Genomic DNA, 15877 nt, shown 5'->3' on the forward strand with positions numbered 1-15877 from the left:
TAATGTTTTTGAATGAACAACCGCAGGGAAGGATCGACTGCATATGGAACGATTGAAGCGATTATTCATTACCGGGCAATCCGGGTTTGTCGGCCTTGCCTTTGAGCGCATGCGCGCCCATGCGGTTGCTGCGCAAGGCTGGGACTTGGTGTCCGCAGACAGTTCTTATGATTTGCTGGAACCGGATTCGCTGGAGCGGGTATTGCGTCAGGCGCGTCCGGATGCCGTGATTCACCTGGCTGGCCAGACCTTTATCCCGGAAGCCTTCCGCGATCCGGTGCATACGCTTGACGTCAATCTGAAAGGAACGCTGAATCTGCTGCAAGCGCTACAGCGCTGCGGTTTCAACGGCACCTTTCTGTACGTCAGCTCCGGCGATGTTTACGGCAAGGTGAGTCCGGAATTATTGCCGATCACAGAGCAACAGCCGGTACGTCCGCAGAATCCCTATGCGGTTAGCAAAGCTGCCGCTGAATTGCTGTGCTACCAGTGGAGCTGCAGCATGCCTTGGCGCATCCTGGTGGCGCGCCCGTTTAACCACATTGGCGTGGGGCAGCGCGAAGACTTCGTGATTTCCAGCGTTGCGCGCCAGTTGGCGCGCATCAGGCTGGGCTTGCAAGAGGCCCGCATACTGGTTGGCGATGTCGATGTCAGCCGTGATTTCCTTGATGTCGAAGATGTCATTTCGGCCTACCTGGCGTTGCTGGAGAACGGCCATAATGGCGAAATCTACAATGTATGCTCGGGCAAGGAATATCTGATCCGTGACCTAATTGCCAGCATGCTTTACCTGAGCGAGGTAGATGCCGTGATCGAGCAGGACCCTGCGCGTTTGCGCCCTTCGGACCTGCGTCGGGTGAAGGGTAGCAATGAGAAAATCGAACAGGCAACGGCATGGACGCCGCGCATTCCAATGCAGCAGACCTTATTAAACGTTTTGTCGGACTGGGATGCCAGAGTGGCGGCAGAGAGCGAAGCACATTGACCTCACCGACCTGGCCGGCCTGCGGTATCAGAAAATACGCTTAAGCAACAAGAATAGACGATAAGAATAGACACAAGGAGATACACGCGATGACAAGAACTGCATTGATTACCGGCATAACCGGGCAAGACGGCGCCTATCTTGCCAAGTTATTGCTCGATAAGGGTTACAAGGTATACGGCTTGCTGGCGAGGCGCAGCAGCGACACCTTGTGGCGTTTGCGCGAGCTGGGAATTTTGGAAAAACTGCAATTCATTGAAGGCGACCTGGCCGATGCGACATCTGCAATAAGAGCGGTGTGCCAGTCGCGTCCTGACGAAATCTATAACCTGGGTGCGCAAAGCTTTGTCGGCACTTCCTGGAACCAGCCGGTGGTAACCGGCATGGTGGATGGCTTAGGCGTAACGCATATGCTGGAAGCGATTCGCCAGTTCAGTCCGGATTCGCGCTTCTATCAGGCATCCACCAGCGAGATGTTCGGCTTGATCCAGGCCGAACACCAGGATGAAAGCACGCCGTTTTATCCGCGCAGCCCTTATGGAGTGGCCAAACTCTACGGCCATTGGATCACCGTCAATTATCGGGAGAGCTTTGGTTTGCATGCATCCAGCGGCATCCTGTTTAATCATGAATCGCCTTTGCGCGGCATAGAGTTCGTCACGCGCAAGGTGACTGATGCGGCGGCACGCATCAAGCTCGGCAAGCAGAAGGAGCTGCGACTCGGCAACATCGACGCCAAGCGCGACTGGGGCTTTGCTGGCGACTACGTGGAAGCAATGTGGCTGATGCTGCAGCAAGAACAGGCTGATGACTATGTGATTGCCACCGGCGTCACTACCAGCGTGCGCGATATGTGCCGCATCGCTTTCTCCCACCTTGACCTGAATTATGAAGATTACCTGGTGATCGATCCGCAACTGTTCCGGCCGGCCGAAGTGGATGTCTTGCTCGGCAACCCGGCCAAGGCTCAGCGGAAATTGGACTGGAAGCCGAAAACCGGCCTTGAGCAATTGATACAGCAGATGGTTGATGCAGATTTGCGTCGCGTCGGTAAAGAGTAAAGGGAGACAAAAGTGCGCACCCCAGAACCCGGTATTCCACTAACAGCAACTGCAGTGATTGTTCCGGTAGTACTTTCAGGCGGCGCCGGCGCGCGCTTGTGGCCGGTGTCGCGCGAAGGGCACCCGAAACCGTTCATCAAACTCCCGGACGGCAAGAGTTTGCTGCAAAAAACCTATCAGCGCGTGGCCCAGCTCGGAATCCGTGGCGATATTCTGAGTGTGACCAATCGGGATTACTACTTCCAGAGCAAAGACGAGTTCACGTCGGCCGACCTGGGTATGCATCATCGCCCGCATTTCATTCTTGAACCGGCGGGCCGCAATACCGCCCCTGCGATTGCCGTCGCCGCATTGTCTTTACGTGCGCTACATGGCGACAACACTATCATGGTGGTGATGCCTGCAGATCATCTGATCAAGGATGTCGAGCGCTTTTCCGAAGCTGTGCATCATGCGGTGGAAATCGCTAAACAAGGTTATCTGGTGACCTTCGGGGTACGGCCGCTGACACCGGAAACCGGCTACGGTTATATCGAATGCGGCGCAGAGATCGATACATTCGGAGCCGCCACGGTAAAACGGTTTATCGAGAAGCCGGATGCGGAACGGGCTGCGACCTTTGTCGCAAGCGGCAAGCATTTATGGAATGCCGGCATCTTCTGTTTTTCAGTCTCGACTTTTATCAGTGAACTGGAAAGGCACTCGCCTGAAATTCTGTCGCTGGCGGCCGCCTGTATCGAAGCCAGCCCGGCCAGTCCCTCTGCTGGTGTCTTGTTGCAGGAGCTGGAAGGCGAAAGTTTCATGGCGATGCAGGATATTTCTGTCGATTATGCGGTACTGGAACGCTCTGACCGGGTCGCGGTAATACCCGCCAGTTTTGACTGGAACGATATTGGTTCCTGGGGTGCGCTACGGCAGCTGGTTGAACCCGATGAACAAGACAATCGGGTGTTGGGCGAGGCAGTGCTGATCGATAGCAGGAATAACTATATCTATTCTGAACAACGTCTGGTGGCCACCGTTGGAGTCAACAACCTGATCGTGGTGGATACGCCAGACGCGTTGTTGATCGCCCATCCGGATCATGTGCAAAATGTGAAGAAGGTGGTGCAACAACTGAAGAGTACCGAGCACGATACTTACAAACTGCATCGCACTGTGTTCCGGCCATGGGGCAGCTATACCCTGCTGGAACAAGGACCCAACTTCAAGATCAAGCGTATCGTGGTCAAGCAGGGAGCATCGCTCTCGTTGCAGATGCATCATCATCGCAGCGAACATTGGGTGGTGGTGCATGGCATGGCCAAGGTCGTCAACGGCGACCGGGAGCTCTACGTCAACACCAACGAATCGACTTATATTCCGGCGGGCAGCAAGCATCGGCTTGAGAATCCGGGTCTGCTGGAGCTGGTCATGATCGAGGTGCAGAGCGGCGCCTATCTGGGCGAAGACGATATCGTGCGGTTTGACGACAAGTATGGCAGGTGCAAGTAATGGTGCAGGCAAAGTCGCGCACTAATTTGGGCTTGCTGTTGCGCTCGCTCTGGCACTACCGAGGATTCATGCTCGGCAGCGTCCGGCGCGAGTTTCAGGCGCGTTATCGCAATTCGATGCTGGGGGCGGCCTGGATGGTGCTGAATCCGCTGGCCATGATTGTCGTCTACACGGTGATTTTTTCGCAGCTGATGCATGCACGCCTGCCCAACGCCAGCAGTCAGTTTGCCTATGGCATTTATCTGTGCGCCGGTTTGCTGACCTGGGGGTTTTTTACCGAGACGGTGTCGCGCCTGCAGAACGTATTTCTGGAAAACGGCAATCTGATCAAGAAGTTGAATTTTCCGCGCATCTGCCTGCCTGTCATTACGGTAATGAACGCCGGCCTGAATTTTTCCATCATCTTCGGATTGTTCCTCGGGTTTTTGCTTATTTCGGGAAATTTTCCTGGCTGGGTGTTTCTCGGGATGCTGCCGCTGTTATTGATACAAGTGCTGTTTTCCATCGGTCTTGGCATCGTGTTAGGTGTATTGAACGTATTTTTTCGTGACGTCGGCCAATTGTTTGGCATCGTCTTGCAATTCTGGTTTTGGTTTACCCCCATTGTGTATACGGTTTCCACTTTGCCGGCAGGCGTGCAAGCCTCGCTTAAATTTAATCCGATGACAGCGCTGATGAACGCCTATCAGGGAATTTTCGTCAGCGCGGTCTGGCCGCAGTGGAGCGATCTTTGGGCAGTGACGTTGCTGAGCATCGCCTTGTGTGTTTTTGGCATGCTGCTGTTTCGTCGGCATGCAGGTGAAATGGTGGATGAGCTCTGATGGGTAAGGTAACGGTTAAAGATCTGGGCAAGGCCTACAAGACCTACGACGGGCGCTGGGCGCGCCTGGCTGAGTGGCTCTTGCCGTTTGTTAAGCCGCGCCATCAACTGCATTGGGTGTTGCAGGACATCGGTTTCCAGTTGGAACCCGGCGAGGCCGTGGGCATTGTCGGTATCAATGGCGCCGGCAAAAGCACTCTGTTGAAATTAATTGCCGGGACTACCCAGGCTACCACCGGCAATGTAGCGATCCATGGGCGAGTGGCGGCATTGCTGGAGCTCGGCATGGGTTTTCATCCGGATTTTACAGGCCGGCAGAACGCCGTCATGGCCGGCCAGCTGCAGGGCATGAGCGGTAGTGACATCGAAGCGCTGATGCCGGCTGTCGAGGCATTCGCCGAAATTGGCGAATACATGGACCAGCCGGTCAGAACCTATTCCAGCGGCATGCAGATGCGGCTGGCGTTCAGTGTGGCCACTGCCAGCCGGCCGGACGTATTGATTGTCGATGAGGCCCTGTCTGTCGGCGATGCCTATTTCCAGCACAAGAGTTTCGAGCGCATCAGGGAATTTCGCCGCGCCGGCACTACTTTATTAATTGTCTCGCACGACCGCTATGCGATACAGACCATTTGCGATCGCGCCATCTTGCTCAATCGCGGGCGGCTGGAAATGCAGGGCGATCCAGTGGAGGTGATGGATTTTTATAACGCCATGCTGGCAGAGCGGGAACAGCAGACTGTCCGGCAAGAACGCCTGCCCGATGGCAGGCTAAGAACGATTTCAGGCACCGGTGAAGCCAGCATCACTTCGGTGACCTTGCTGGATGACGACGGCAAGCAATCGGATGTAGTTGAAGTCGGCGCCTACGTCACGCTGGAAGTCCGGGTTGCCATCAACGCTCCGGTAGCGCGCCTGGTGATGGGCTACATGATCAAGGACAAGCTGGGGCAGTCGATCTTCGGCATCAATAGCCATCGGCTCGAGATGCCGCAGACCGATTTGCAGCCAGGTGAAGATCTGGTTTATCGCTGTCGCTTTCCGATGAATCTGGGTAAAGGCAATTATTCGATCGCGATTTCCTTGTCGCGGCTGGATTCGCATTTAGACACCAACTACGAGTGGCGCGACTACAGCGTTATTTTCCATGTGATTAACACGCGTCATCCGGATTTTGTCGGCTGTGCATTCCTGGATGCCGAGATGGCGGTAGAGCGCTCGCATGGCACCATCGGAACGCGTGCGAATGGAGTGGCTGCATGAGCAGGTTTTTGATCGAATGCACCTATGTTTTCCATCATCCGGAGATGAATTCCGGTATCCAGCGCGTGGTCCGCAATATCATCAATCATCTGCCAAAGCTGCAAGACGAAGCTGTTTGCATTCCTGTGATCTTTAAGAACGGGAAGGTATTTGAAGTCAAACAGCTAGCCCCGGAACATGCTGACGACTGGCACGGCCGTTCGCGACGGACATTGGAAAAAGCGGCCCAGAAACTGGTGCAGGTACGCAATCGTTACTGGCTGATTCACTCGCGTCTGTTGCGATTCAGGCCGTGGACCGCTTCTCATAATGTACGGCGGGTGACGTACATCTTGTGTCGGCTGGCAAGCGTATCGTTCGTATTGCCTTTATATCTGACCGAGTGGATTCTCAGAAAAACCGAAGAGCAACCGCGTGCGTTTGAAATGGAGTGCCGCGCCGACGATGTCCTGGTATTGCTGGACTCATCATGGCACGCCGATTTTTTTCCTGTGGCGGAGCAGTTGCAGCAGCAAGGCGTGGCGATCGTCTCGGTCATCTACGATCTGATTCCGTTGACCCATCCCCGGTTTTGCGATGGGCCACTGGTGCAGGTATTCGATCGCTGGTTTGACTGGATTGCCAATACGGCCGACGGCTTCATTGCGATCTCAAGCACCATCCGTGACGAGGTGCGAGACGAGGTGCAGCGGCGTTTGGGCAAGGAGCGGGCCGATGCGCGCTGGTTCGATTTTTTTCATCTTGGTTCCGAGCTCGATCGGCTTGATCCGAACCAGTCGGTTCGTCCTGCCGTGGAGAAAATATTCACCCCCGGCCGCGCCATCTATCTGATGGTCAGCACCATCGAACCTCGTAAGAATCACGCCTATCTGCTGGATGCCTTCGAGCGTTTGTGGCAAAACGGCAGCGACGTCGTACTGTGTTTCATCGGACGCATAGGCTGGAAGAATGAGCGCCTGATCGAACGCGTAAAAAAACATCCTGAACTGAAGCGGCGCCTGTTCATGTTCAACGATCTTAGCGACGTCGAGCTGGAGTATTGTTACAGTCACGCGAAAGCGCTGGTGTTCCCTTCATTTGTGGAGGGTTTCGGCCTACCGCTGGTAGAAGCCATGCAGCGTGGTCTGCCGGTGATGGCGAGCGACATACCGGTATTTCATGAGATAGGCGGCGAATTTATCAGTTATTTCGATTTGAATCAGCCGGAATCATTATGTCGACAGGTACGGCAATTTGAAGACAGCGGCATTTTTCCAGCCACGCAAGATATGGCAGATTGGTCTTGCCTGAGCTGGGAAGATTCGACGCGCCAGCTTATAGAACGGGTCGGGCGTCATGGGGTTGAACGTCAGATGCAAATTCAGCAGCACGTGCGGAGTGAATGTCATGAAACTGACCATTGCTCTGAATAGCAAAATCCTGCGCGCGCCGCGCACCGGTATCGGCACCTATGTTGCTGAGCTGGCGCAGGCCTTGCAGCAACTGCCGGATCTCGGAATGCACTATTTCTCAGGCTCGCGTTGGCAAGATACGCTCGTTAGTGCGCCGATGCCCGGTTATTCACGCTGGGCTGACACCGCCAGGCGTGTGCCGGGCGCCTACATCTTGCGGCGGACGCTTGAGCAGCAATGCTTTAGCCGCGGGGTGCGCAAGGTACGTCCGGATGTGTATCACGAACCCAGTTTATGGCCGTTCAATTTTTCCGGCCGAACAGTGATGACCGTGCACGACCTGACACATATTCATTATCCGCAAACGCAGCCTAAAGATCGCCTGAAGGAAATTGAGCGCAGGTTGCCGTCGGCCTTGGCGCGTGTCAGCCGGATCCTGGTCGATTCCGAATTTATCGGACAAGAGATCAAGAAACATTTCGGCGTCGCGGAGCAAAAAGTAGTGGTGGCGCCGCTGGCTTGTTCGGCCATATTCCAACCGAGAGTTGAACAACAGCTTGCAGCTCGTCTCGAAAAACTTGGCTTAAGCTATCGCGGTTTCATCCTGTCGGTCGGGACTCTGGAGCCGCGCAAGAATCTGTTGTTGACGCTGAAGGCGCACGCGCGTTTGCCATTGCCTTTGCGCGAGCGTTTTCCTTTGCTGGTAGTCGGCATGCCAGGGTGGCGTGCCGAACAATTGGGCGCCGCGTTGTCGCAGGCGATCAGTTCCGGCCATGTGCGTCTGGCAGGTTACCTGGATCAGGCGGACCTGGCTTGCGTCATGGCGGCAGCCAGGATCATGGTGTTTCCTTCCTTGTATGAGGGCTTTGGTTTGCCGGTGCTGGAAGCGATGTCCAGCGGCACGCCGGTGATTGCCTCTGCCTGCGCCAGTTTGCCTGAAGTGGCGGCCGCGGCCGGGACTTATGTCGATCCGCAGGATGAGGTCGGACTGACGGAGCAGATGCGCCGCCTGATAGAGGATGACAGCGCCTGGATGGCGCAGCGTATCGCGGGTCTGGAGCGGTCTGTACAATTTTCATGGAGAAAATGCGCCGCTATCACGGCCGAAGTGTATCGGCAGGCGGCTAATAGCTGATAGTTATTGGTTGTTGGTTAGAGTTAAGTAATAGTTGTCTGTTGCTGGGGTAGACGGTTCGTATAAATAAAAAATAGCCTTTCACTTCATGTTGTATCGGAAGATGGGGCAGATGACGAGAGGAGTATGCAATGCGGGTTCTTCATTTCTACAAGACCTATCAGTCGGAATCGTATGGCGGGATCGAACAAACCATTTATCAGCTATGTAAATGTTCGTCAGCCAGCGGGATCGAGAGCGAAGTACTGACTCTCAGCGATCATCCCGAGCCGGCGGAATTGATGTACGAAGGTCATAAGGTGCATCGGGTCAAGCTCGACTTGCAGATTGCCTCGACCGGTTTTTCGTTTGCTGCGCTTAAGCGTTTCGCGCAACTCGCTGCCGAGGTCGATGTCGTGCATTACCATTTTCCGTGGCCGTTCATGGATTTGGCGCATTTCGTTACGCGCATGAACAAGCCGAGTGTGGTTACCTACCATTCCGACATCGTGCGTTACAAAACACTGTTGCAGTTGTATCGGCCGTTGATGCATCGCTTCCTCGACAGTGTCGACGCGATCGTCGCCACTTCCCCCAATTATCTGCAAACCAGCTCGGTGCTGGCCGGATACAAGGACAAGACGCAGGTAATACCCATCGGTCTCGACAAGGACAACTATCCACCGCCGTCAGCGACGTCGATGGAAGAATGGAGAAAACGGATCGGTCCGCGTTTCTTCTTGTTTGTAGGCGTTATCCGCTATTACAAAGGTTTGCATATTCTGCTGGATGCGGCACGCGGAACCGATTACCCGATTGTGATTGTCGGCGCCGGGCCGATTGAGCAGGAGCTGAAACGGCACGCCCAAGAGCAAGGACTAGGCAATGTGATCTTCCTGGGCATGGTCAGCGATGAAGATAAAGCTGCATTGCTGAAGTTGTCTTACGCCATCGTGTTTCCGTCGCATTTGCGCTCGGAAGCATTCGGCATCTCCCTGCTGGAAGGGGCGATGTACGGCAAGCCGATGATTTCCAGCGAGATCGGCACCGGCACCAGTTACATCAACAACCACGGTGAAACCGGACTGGTGGTTCCACCCAGCGATCCGGATGCCTTCCGGCGGGCGATGCAACAGCTATGGGATAACCCCGAGCTGGTGCAGGCCATGGGGGCCCGCGCGCAAGCGCGTTATCAGAAATTGTTCACGGCCAGGTTGATGGGGGAGAACTATGCCAGGCTGTATCGTGACGTGTTGGCGATGCACGGCCATATGGAAAAGCAGGTGAGCCTGGGGGCCTGAACAGTCGGACGAGTTGCGACTTTGGCGGATTGTGATAGGATTGTTGAAATAATAATCTATTGAAGATTGAATATAAATAGATTTACACTATTGAAAACAATCAATTACATTCCTTAGCCTAATCTGTACGCCTGGTATTTCGTATGTCGCTCAATCGCCTGTTTTGGCTGATTTCGATCCTGCTGATGCTGCTTTTTCTGACCTTGATCGGCAGAATCGTCAGCAGCGAATGGTCTGTATACAAACGCAGTACAAAGAGCATGCCTGCCATCGGGAATTTGCAGCTGGCATTGCTGGTGGAAGAAAAGCTGGCGGCCGAGCGTGGGCCAAGCAATTCGATGCTGACGCAAGGATTGGACGATGCCGCAGAGGCGTTTGCGGCACTGGAGCGGGCGCGTTCCGCAAGCGATCAATCGCTGGCTGCCTTGCGCCATGCTCTGCAAGTACAAGCCGACCCGCTGCGGGCGCCAGCGCAGGTGCTGATACTGGCGCAGGTGGAATCGACGCAGCAAGCGCTGGCGGCGGCACGCAAGGAAGCCGATCTTTTACTCGCCCGGCAAAAACCGCAGCGCGACCTGGCCGCCGTCGGCGCCGCGCAGGAAATGATGGCGCACACGGTCGGCGTTTTTGCCCCGGCAATTACCATTTTGTCCGGTATTGCGGTCCAGTCGGATGCGCAGCTTAGCGACGGTTTGCAAGGTGCCCAGCTTATCTCCAGTCTGCGCAATATTGCGGGAGAGATAGGATCTGTCTTTATCGCTCCGGTAGTCGCTCGGCGGCCCTTGAGCTCCCAGGAAATCTATGCATTCTCCAAATTATCGGGAGAGATCGAGCAGTTGTATTCGGTGATTGAACTGCAATTGCACACCTACCACGACAATCCGGCTGTGGAAATTGCCTTGAATACGGTGCGCGATCAATACCTTGGCGCCGGCCTGGGTTTCCTGAATGAATTGTTCTTTATCGGGCGCAGTACGGGAGACTACGGTTTGAGTGCCCGCGATGTGACTGCCCGCTATGTGCCGGAAATGGCCGCGATTCCGCATCTGCGCGATCTGGTCCTGGCTGAGATGCTCAAGCAGGCCGAATATAAAAACAGGCAGGCCACCTATGTTCTACTGGCGGCAACTTGCCTTGGCGTTATTGCACTGGGTATTTTCATGTTGCTCATGCGGGTGATACGACAGCGCGTCCTGCGCCCGATTCTTGACGCTACCGATCTGTTCACGTCATTGGCCGAGGAGCGCCTGAGCACCGCAATTCCGGTATCGCGCCATGACGATGAGATCGGCGCCATGATGCGCGCCATCCATGTATTGAAGGCGCATAGCCTGGCTAAAGTTCGCCTCGAACAACAACGCGAGGAGCTGATTGCCCAATTGCAGACCTTGTCCGACACCGATTTCCTGACAGGGCTGTTGAACCGCCGTGCATTTTTTTCGCAGGGCGAGCAGCAATTTGGCATCGCGCAACGCTATCGGCGGCAGTTGGTGCTGATCCTGATGGACGTCGATCATTTCAAGGCAGTCAATGACCGGTACGGGCATCCGGCGGGCGATCTGGTGCTGCGTGGCGTTGCGGACCTGTGTCGGCGATATTGTCGCAAGGTTGATCTGCTGGCTCGCTACGGCGGCGAGGAGTTCGTCGTGCTGTTACCGGAAATCGACTTGTCTCAAGCGCTTGCCGCGGCAGAAAAATTGCGCAGCGCTATCGATGCCTGCCATTTGCAACTGGATGACGGCCAGATCGTCAATGTCACCGCCAGTTTTGGCGTGGCGGCTTTTGATTGCGAGGCCGTTGATTGCGACAAGAGTCTTGAAAGCCTGATCGAACGCGCCGATCAGGCCTTGTATCAAGCCAAGCATGGCGGCCGCAACATGGTCGTGGCATCCCCGCAGCGCAAATTTGACGCATCGTTTTCGTTGTCTGATGGTCCGCTTTGAGATTGTGGCCCGTTGGGGAGTCCGTTGGGGAGTCCGTTGGGGAGAAAGAGATTTCTTCTAAGAAATTTTTTGGCATGATTTGCTAGAATAGCGGGCTGATCTTCGGAGACATGGATGAACCAATTCCTCTTTCTTTTTACCCTGCTTTTCACTCTTTTGTTGGCGCCATTCAGCCATGCAGCAACACCACGGCAGCAACTCAATGCACTGTTAGACAGCGACTGGCAGTGGAATATGCGCAACGCGCCTGAGTTTGCCACCGCCGTCGGCGACAATCGTTACAATGACCGTTTGTCGGATGTTTCGTTGGCAGCCAGCCTGGCAGGCAATCTCCACCAGGAGCAGATGCTGGTCCAGGCCAAGCGTATCGATCGCAGCAAGTTAAGCGGCCAGGATCTGGTTTCCTACGAGCTGTTCGTTTATGAAAAACAGAAGAACATTCAAGCCGCCAAATTCTATCCATACAATCCGGAACCGATCTCGCAACTGAACGGTGTCCAGTTCGAGTTTCCACAGCTGGTTGCGCAGACGCCATTCAATACCGCCAAGGATTATCGCAATTACCTGGGACGCCTGCGGGCATTGCCCAAGTACGTCGATGGCGTGATCGAGCAATTGCAGCAAGGCGTCAAATCCGGTTGGGTGGCGCCCAAAGTCACGATGAGGGTGGTTCCGGGGCAGCTTCAGGAATTTGTCGCCAAGCTCGACAGCAGCCCGTTGGCCGCGCCGTTCAAAGGCATGCCTGCTTCGATTCCAGCGGCACAGCGCGCCAGCCTGGAGCGTGAAGGCGAGCGTCTGCTGCGGCAAGGTGTGGCGCCGGCTTTCCGCAAACTGGATGCCTATATCAGCGCTAGCTATCTGCCGGCTTGTCGCGACAGCATAGCGGCCTCAAGTTTGCCCGGCGGCGCCGCATATTACGCTTACAAGGTCAAGGAAAACACCACCACCGGCATGACGCCGCAAGAGATCCACGAGGTCGGGCTGCAGGAAGTGGCGCGGATTCAAGCAGAAATGAAACTGGTGATGCAGCAGACCGGATTCAAGGGCACGTTTGCAGAATTCATCACTTTCCTGAATACAGATCCGCGTTTCTATTACACCAAGCCGGAAGACCTGCTGGCCGGCTACAAGGACATCATCAAGAAATCTTCCGCGCAGTTGCCGCGTTTTTTTGCCGAGATTCCCCGCGCCGCGGTGGATGTGAAGCCGGTGCCGGAAGTGGGGGCGGAGAACCAGGCCGGCGCTTACTACGAACCCGGAACGCCGGATGGTTCGCGGCCGGGTTATTTCGTCGCCAACCTGTCGAAGCTGGATTCGCGTCCTAAGTGGGAAATGGAAACCCTCACCCTGCATGAATCGGTGCCGGGCCACCATTTGCAAACCGCGCGCGCCCAGGAAATAAAAGGTTTGCCCGAGTTCCGGCGGTTCGGCTGGTACGTTGCGTTTGGCGAAGGCTGGGCGCTGTATGCTGAAAGCCTGGGTGGCGAAATGGGTTTCTATACCGATCCCTATTCGAAGTTCGGGCATCTCAACGACGAGTTGTTCCGGGCCGCCCGCCTGGTGGTCGATACCGGGATGCATGCGCTGGGCTGGACGCGGCAACAGGCGATTGATTACATGAACGTGAACACTGCCAATCCGCCGCACGACAACCAGGTTGAAATCGACCGCTACATCGTCGATCCGGGCCAAGCCCTGGGTTACAAGATCGGCCAGCTGAAAATCAAGGCCTTGCGCGAAAAAGCGCAGCAGGAATTGGGTAGCAAGTTTGACCTGCGGCGCTTTAACAACGCCGTCATCGACAATGGCGCCTTGCCGCTGGAGATGCTGGAAACGCAGATAAACAATTGGATTGCGCAACAGGCCGCAGCCGCCTAGTTGTGAGTACCTGAGCTGGCCTTGGGATGGTTCAGGTCGGCTCAGGCATAGCGGGCCGCCAGCAATTTGGCGACCCAGTCGACAAATACCCGCACGCGCGGCGACAGGTGTTTGTTGTGGGCGTACACCACGGATACCGGCAATGGCGCCGGCTTGAAATCCGGCAGCACTTCTTCAACGGCGCCGCTCTCCAGCAATTCTTCCAGACCGAAGCGCGGCGCCTGTATCAATCCTAGTCCGGCGATGCAGGCGGCCAGGTAAGCCTCCGAGCTGGCCACCGAAATCTGGCCGGGAAGCTTCAGGAAACGCAATTCGCCATCCTCCAGATATTCCCAGCCAAGGTCGCGCCCGGTGCGGCTGGAAAAATAATTGACCACCATGTGATGCTGCAAATCGCCCAAGGTTTGCGGCCGGCCGTGGCGATCCAGGTAAGACTTGGCTGCGCAGTTGATCTGTTCCATGCTGCCGATGCGACGCGCGACCAGGCTGGAATCGCTGAGCGGACCGGCACGCACCACGCAGTCGACCGCTTCGCCGATGAGGTCGACGAAACGGTCGGTGGCGCTCAACTTGATCCGCAGGTTGGGATACTGCGCAAAAAAATCCGGCAACGCGGGAATGACCACCGTGTGTGCCAGGCGTTCCGGCAGGTCGACCCGGATCACGCCGCGCGGCTGCAACTGGTCACGCTGGAACAGGGTATCGACATCTTCGAATTCGGCCAACAAGCGGGTGCAGCGATCGAGGTAGCTTATGCCTTCATCGGTAAGGGTTACCTTGCGCGTGGTTCGCTGCAGCAGGCGCACCCCGATGTGTTTCTCAAGGGCCTGAACCGCGTTGGTGACGGTTGCCGGCGGCAAGTTCAACTGCTCGGCCGCGCGGCTGAAGCTGCCCAGTTCGGCGACGCGTGAGAAGACTTCCATTGCTTGAATCCTATCCATGGCCGCTCCAATTATTAATAATTTCCGAATAAAGAAATCATTTTATGCGCATTTATTAATCTTTAGGCGGGGACGATAATGTGTTCAAGGCGGCCAGATCTGGTTTCGCCCTTTTAATCGGCTACATGAAGGATGTCATGATGAGAATGCAAAAACTAGGCAATACCGGCCCGCAATCCTCCGCCATCGGCCTCGGCTGCATGGGCATGTCCGACTTGTACGGGCCAGCCGATGAAACCGAAAGCATCGCCACGCTGCACGCAGCAATCGATGCCGGCATCACTCTGCTGGATACCGGCGATTTTTACGGCATGGGGCATAACGAGATGCTGATTCGGGAAGCGCTGCGCACCCGCAATCGCGATCAGGTGCTGCTCAGCGTTAAATTCGGCGCCATGCGCGATCCGGCCGGCAACTGGAGCGGCATCGACGACCGGCCTGAGGCGGTGAAGAACTTCCTGGCTTACACCCTGCGCCGACTGGGCACGGATCATATCGATATCTATCGCCCGGCGCGGCTCGATCCGGCCGTGCCGATTGAAGAAACGGTGGGCGCCATCGCCGACATGGTGAAAGCAGGGTACGTGCGTCACATCGGTTTGTCGGAAGTTGGTGCGCAAACCCTGCGCCGGGCGCAGGCTGTGCATCCGATTTCGGATCTGCAAATTGAATATTCGCTGGTGTCGCGCGGTATCGAAGCCGAGATCCTGCCGGTTTGCCGTGAACTCGGCATCGGCATTAGCGCTTACGGCGTGTTGTCGCGCGGTTTGATCAGCGGTCACTGGGGCAAGGACAAGGTGTTGTCGCCGGGCGATTTTCGCAGCCGCAGTCCGCGTTTCAGCGGTGATAATCTTGCGCACAACCTGGCTTTGCTGGAAGCCTTGCGCGTCATTGCCGCCGACAAGCAGGCGACAGTGGCGCAGATTGCGATCGCCTGGGTAATGTCGCGCGGCGCGGATATCGTGCCGCTGGTCGGCGCGCGTCGCCGCGATCGCCTGGCGGAATCGTTGGCGGCAATGAATATTCAACTGAGTGCCGATGATTTGATACGGATAGAGGCAGCCGTGCCAGCGCACGCAGTTGCCGGTGAGCGTTATGCACCGGTCATGATGGCGCATCTGGATAGCGAGCAGCCGCACTCGGATTGAGGGGCGTCCCTGTCTAGTGGACGCCGCCGCCATGGCTGCCAAGATTGGCCGGCGCGTCGTCTTCCATGCTGGCCAGGCCTTGCAGGATGCCGCAATCCTTGGCGGCCTGGGTTTTCTGGCATTGCTTGCGCAATTGCTTCAGTTGCGTTTGCAACGCTTTCAATTCGCTGATCCGGTCGGCGACATGCTCGATATGGTGGTCCAGCAAGGTATTGACTTCGGCACAGTTATCTTCCGGCAAGTCGCGAAACTGCAGAAGTTTGCGTACTTCATCCAAGGTCATGTCCAGCGAGCGGCAATGGCGGATGAATTGCAGGCGTTCGATATGCGCTTGTCCGTATAGCCGGTAATTGCTTTGAGAGCGCGCTGCCAGCGGCAGCAAGCCTTCGCGTTCGTAATAGCGGATGGTTTCGACCGGACAGCCGGCGTGACTGGCCAGCTCGCCGATTTTGAGTGAGGTTGCGCTCATGCCTGTTTTTCCTGTTACTTCAAAGTAAATCCTTGACCTTATAGTAGCTACAGGGTTTTAAATATGCAA

General features: G+C 55.9%; 13 protein-coding genes. 11 read left to right on the plus strand and 2 right to left on the minus strand.

Translation table 11 applies throughout. From position 1 onward, the window contains the following. Positions 1-43 precede the first annotated feature (43 nt). From BLV81_RS08120 to BLV81_RS08165, 10 genes are all read left to right on the plus strand, one after another. Entirely contained in the window at positions 44-985 is a 942-nt protein-coding gene (locus BLV81_RS08120; RefSeq protein WP_092354221.1) for a GDP-mannose 4,6-dehydratase, read from the plus strand. 89 nt (positions 986-1074) lie between these two features. Continuing rightward, complete coding sequence (locus tag BLV81_RS08125; RefSeq protein ID WP_092354223.1) at positions 1075-2046, plus strand: GDP-mannose 4,6-dehydratase; 972 nt, start codon at positions 1075-1077, stop codon at positions 2044-2046. Positions 2047-2058: 12 nt separating this feature from the next. Beyond that, positions 2059-3540 carry a mannose-1-phosphate guanylyltransferase/mannose-6-phosphate isomerase gene (locus tag BLV81_RS08130; RefSeq protein ID WP_255365051.1) on the plus strand — a complete coding sequence of 494 codons (1482 nt, stop codon included), beginning with the start codon at positions 2059-2061 and terminating at the stop codon, positions 3538-3540. After that, a complete protein-coding gene (locus BLV81_RS08135; RefSeq protein WP_092354227.1) occupies positions 3540-4361 on the plus strand; it encodes an ABC transporter permease in 822 nt (273 codons plus the stop codon). The genes BLV81_RS08130 and BLV81_RS08135 overlap by 1 nt, the downstream gene beginning before the upstream one ends. Next, positions 4361-5623 carry an ABC transporter ATP-binding protein gene (locus BLV81_RS08140; protein ID WP_092354229.1) on the plus strand — a complete coding sequence of 421 codons (1263 nt, stop codon included), beginning with the start codon at positions 4361-4363 and terminating at the stop codon, positions 5621-5623. Before BLV81_RS08135 ends, BLV81_RS08140 begins: the two co-directional genes overlap by 1 nt. Further along, complete coding sequence (locus BLV81_RS08145; protein ID WP_092354230.1) at positions 5620-7035, plus strand: glycosyltransferase family 4 protein; 1416 nt, start codon at positions 5620-5622, stop codon at positions 7033-7035. Before BLV81_RS08140 ends, BLV81_RS08145 begins: the two co-directional genes overlap by 4 nt. Further along, entirely contained in the window at positions 7010-8149 is a 1140-nt protein-coding gene (locus tag BLV81_RS08150; protein WP_255365053.1) for a glycosyltransferase family 4 protein, read from the plus strand. The genes BLV81_RS08145 and BLV81_RS08150 overlap by 26 nt, the downstream gene beginning before the upstream one ends. A 131-nt stretch (positions 8150-8280) precedes the next feature. After that, the gene (locus tag BLV81_RS08155; RefSeq protein WP_092354234.1) at positions 8281-9429 is read left to right on the plus strand and encodes a glycosyltransferase family 4 protein; all 1149 of its coding nucleotides are present in this window, start codon (positions 8281-8283) and stop codon (positions 9427-9429) included. Between the two features lie 143 nt (positions 9430-9572). Further along, entirely contained in the window at positions 9573-11372 is a 1800-nt protein-coding gene (locus tag BLV81_RS08160; RefSeq protein ID WP_092354236.1) for a GGDEF domain-containing protein, read from the plus strand. A 114-nt stretch (positions 11373-11486) separates the two neighbouring features. Further along, positions 11487-13250 carry a DUF885 domain-containing protein gene (locus tag BLV81_RS08165; RefSeq protein WP_092354238.1) on the plus strand — a complete coding sequence of 588 codons (1764 nt, stop codon included), beginning with the start codon at positions 11487-11489 and terminating at the stop codon, positions 13248-13250. A gap of 41 nt (positions 13251-13291) precedes the next feature. On the opposite strand, the gene BLV81_RS08170 is transcribed toward BLV81_RS08165, so the two are convergent. Then, complete coding sequence (locus BLV81_RS08170) at positions 13292-14191, minus strand: LysR family transcriptional regulator (RefSeq protein ID WP_092354240.1); 900 nt, start codon at positions 14189-14191, stop codon at positions 13292-13294. 140 nt (positions 14192-14331) lie between these two features. Here BLV81_RS08170 and BLV81_RS08175 point away from each other — a divergent pair, with 140 nt between their 5' ends. Next, positions 14332-15339 carry an aldo/keto reductase gene (locus tag BLV81_RS08175; RefSeq protein ID WP_092354408.1) on the plus strand — a complete coding sequence of 336 codons (1008 nt, stop codon included), beginning with the start codon at positions 14332-14334 and terminating at the stop codon, positions 15337-15339. Positions 15340-15352: 13 nt separating this feature from the next. Here BLV81_RS08175 and cadR read toward each other — a convergent pair whose 3' ends face one another. After that, positions 15353-15808: a Cd(II)/Pb(II)-responsive transcriptional regulator gene (gene cadR / locus BLV81_RS08180; protein ID WP_092354242.1), complete on the minus strand. Its 456-nt coding sequence runs from the start codon at positions 15806-15808 to the stop codon at positions 15353-15355. Positions 15809-15877: the final 69 nt, after the last annotated feature.

Origin of the sequence: Collimonas sp. OK242, assembly GCF_900107095.1 — a bacterium.
Taxonomy (GTDB): domain Bacteria; phylum Pseudomonadota; class Gammaproteobacteria; order Burkholderiales; family Burkholderiaceae_D; genus Collimonas.

Bases quoted from the DNA above. Each gene is read 5' to 3' on its own strand.
- BLV81_RS08145 (WP_092354230.1), top strand. From the start codon at position 5,620: ATGAGCAGGTTTTTGATCGAATGCACCTATGTTTTCCATCATCCGGAG.
- BLV81_RS08140 (WP_092354229.1), top strand. From the start codon at position 4,361: ATGGGTAAGGTAACGGTTAAAGATCTGGGCAAGGCCTACAAGACCTAC.
- BLV81_RS08175 (WP_092354408.1), top strand. From the start codon at position 14,332: ATGAGAATGCAAAAACTAGGCAATACCGGCCCGCAATCCTCCGCCATC.
- BLV81_RS08165 (WP_092354238.1), top strand. From the start codon at position 11,487: ATGAACCAATTCCTCTTTCTTTTTACCCTGCTTTTCACTCTTTTGTTG.
- BLV81_RS08150 (WP_255365053.1), top strand. From the start codon at position 7,010: ATGAAACTGACCATTGCTCTGAATAGCAAAATCCTGCGCGCGCCGCGC.
- BLV81_RS08155 (WP_092354234.1), top strand. From the start codon at position 8,281: ATGCGGGTTCTTCATTTCTACAAGACCTATCAGTCGGAATCGTATGGC.
- BLV81_RS08135 (WP_092354227.1), top strand. From the start codon at position 3,540: ATGGTGCAGGCAAAGTCGCGCACTAATTTGGGCTTGCTGTTGCGCTCG.
- BLV81_RS08120 (WP_092354221.1), top strand. From the start codon at position 44: ATGGAACGATTGAAGCGATTATTCATTACCGGGCAATCCGGGTTTGTC.
- BLV81_RS08160 (WP_092354236.1), top strand. From the start codon at position 9,573: ATGTCGCTCAATCGCCTGTTTTGGCTGATTTCGATCCTGCTGATGCTG.
- cadR (WP_092354242.1), bottom strand. From the start codon at position 15,808: ATGAGCGCAACCTCACTCAAAATCGGCGAGCTGGCCAGTCACGCCGGC.
- BLV81_RS08170 (WP_092354240.1), bottom strand. From the start codon at position 14,191: ATGGATAGGATTCAAGCAATGGAAGTCTTCTCACGCGTCGCCGAACTG.
- BLV81_RS08125 (WP_092354223.1), top strand. From the start codon at position 1,075: ATGACAAGAACTGCATTGATTACCGGCATAACCGGGCAAGACGGCGCC.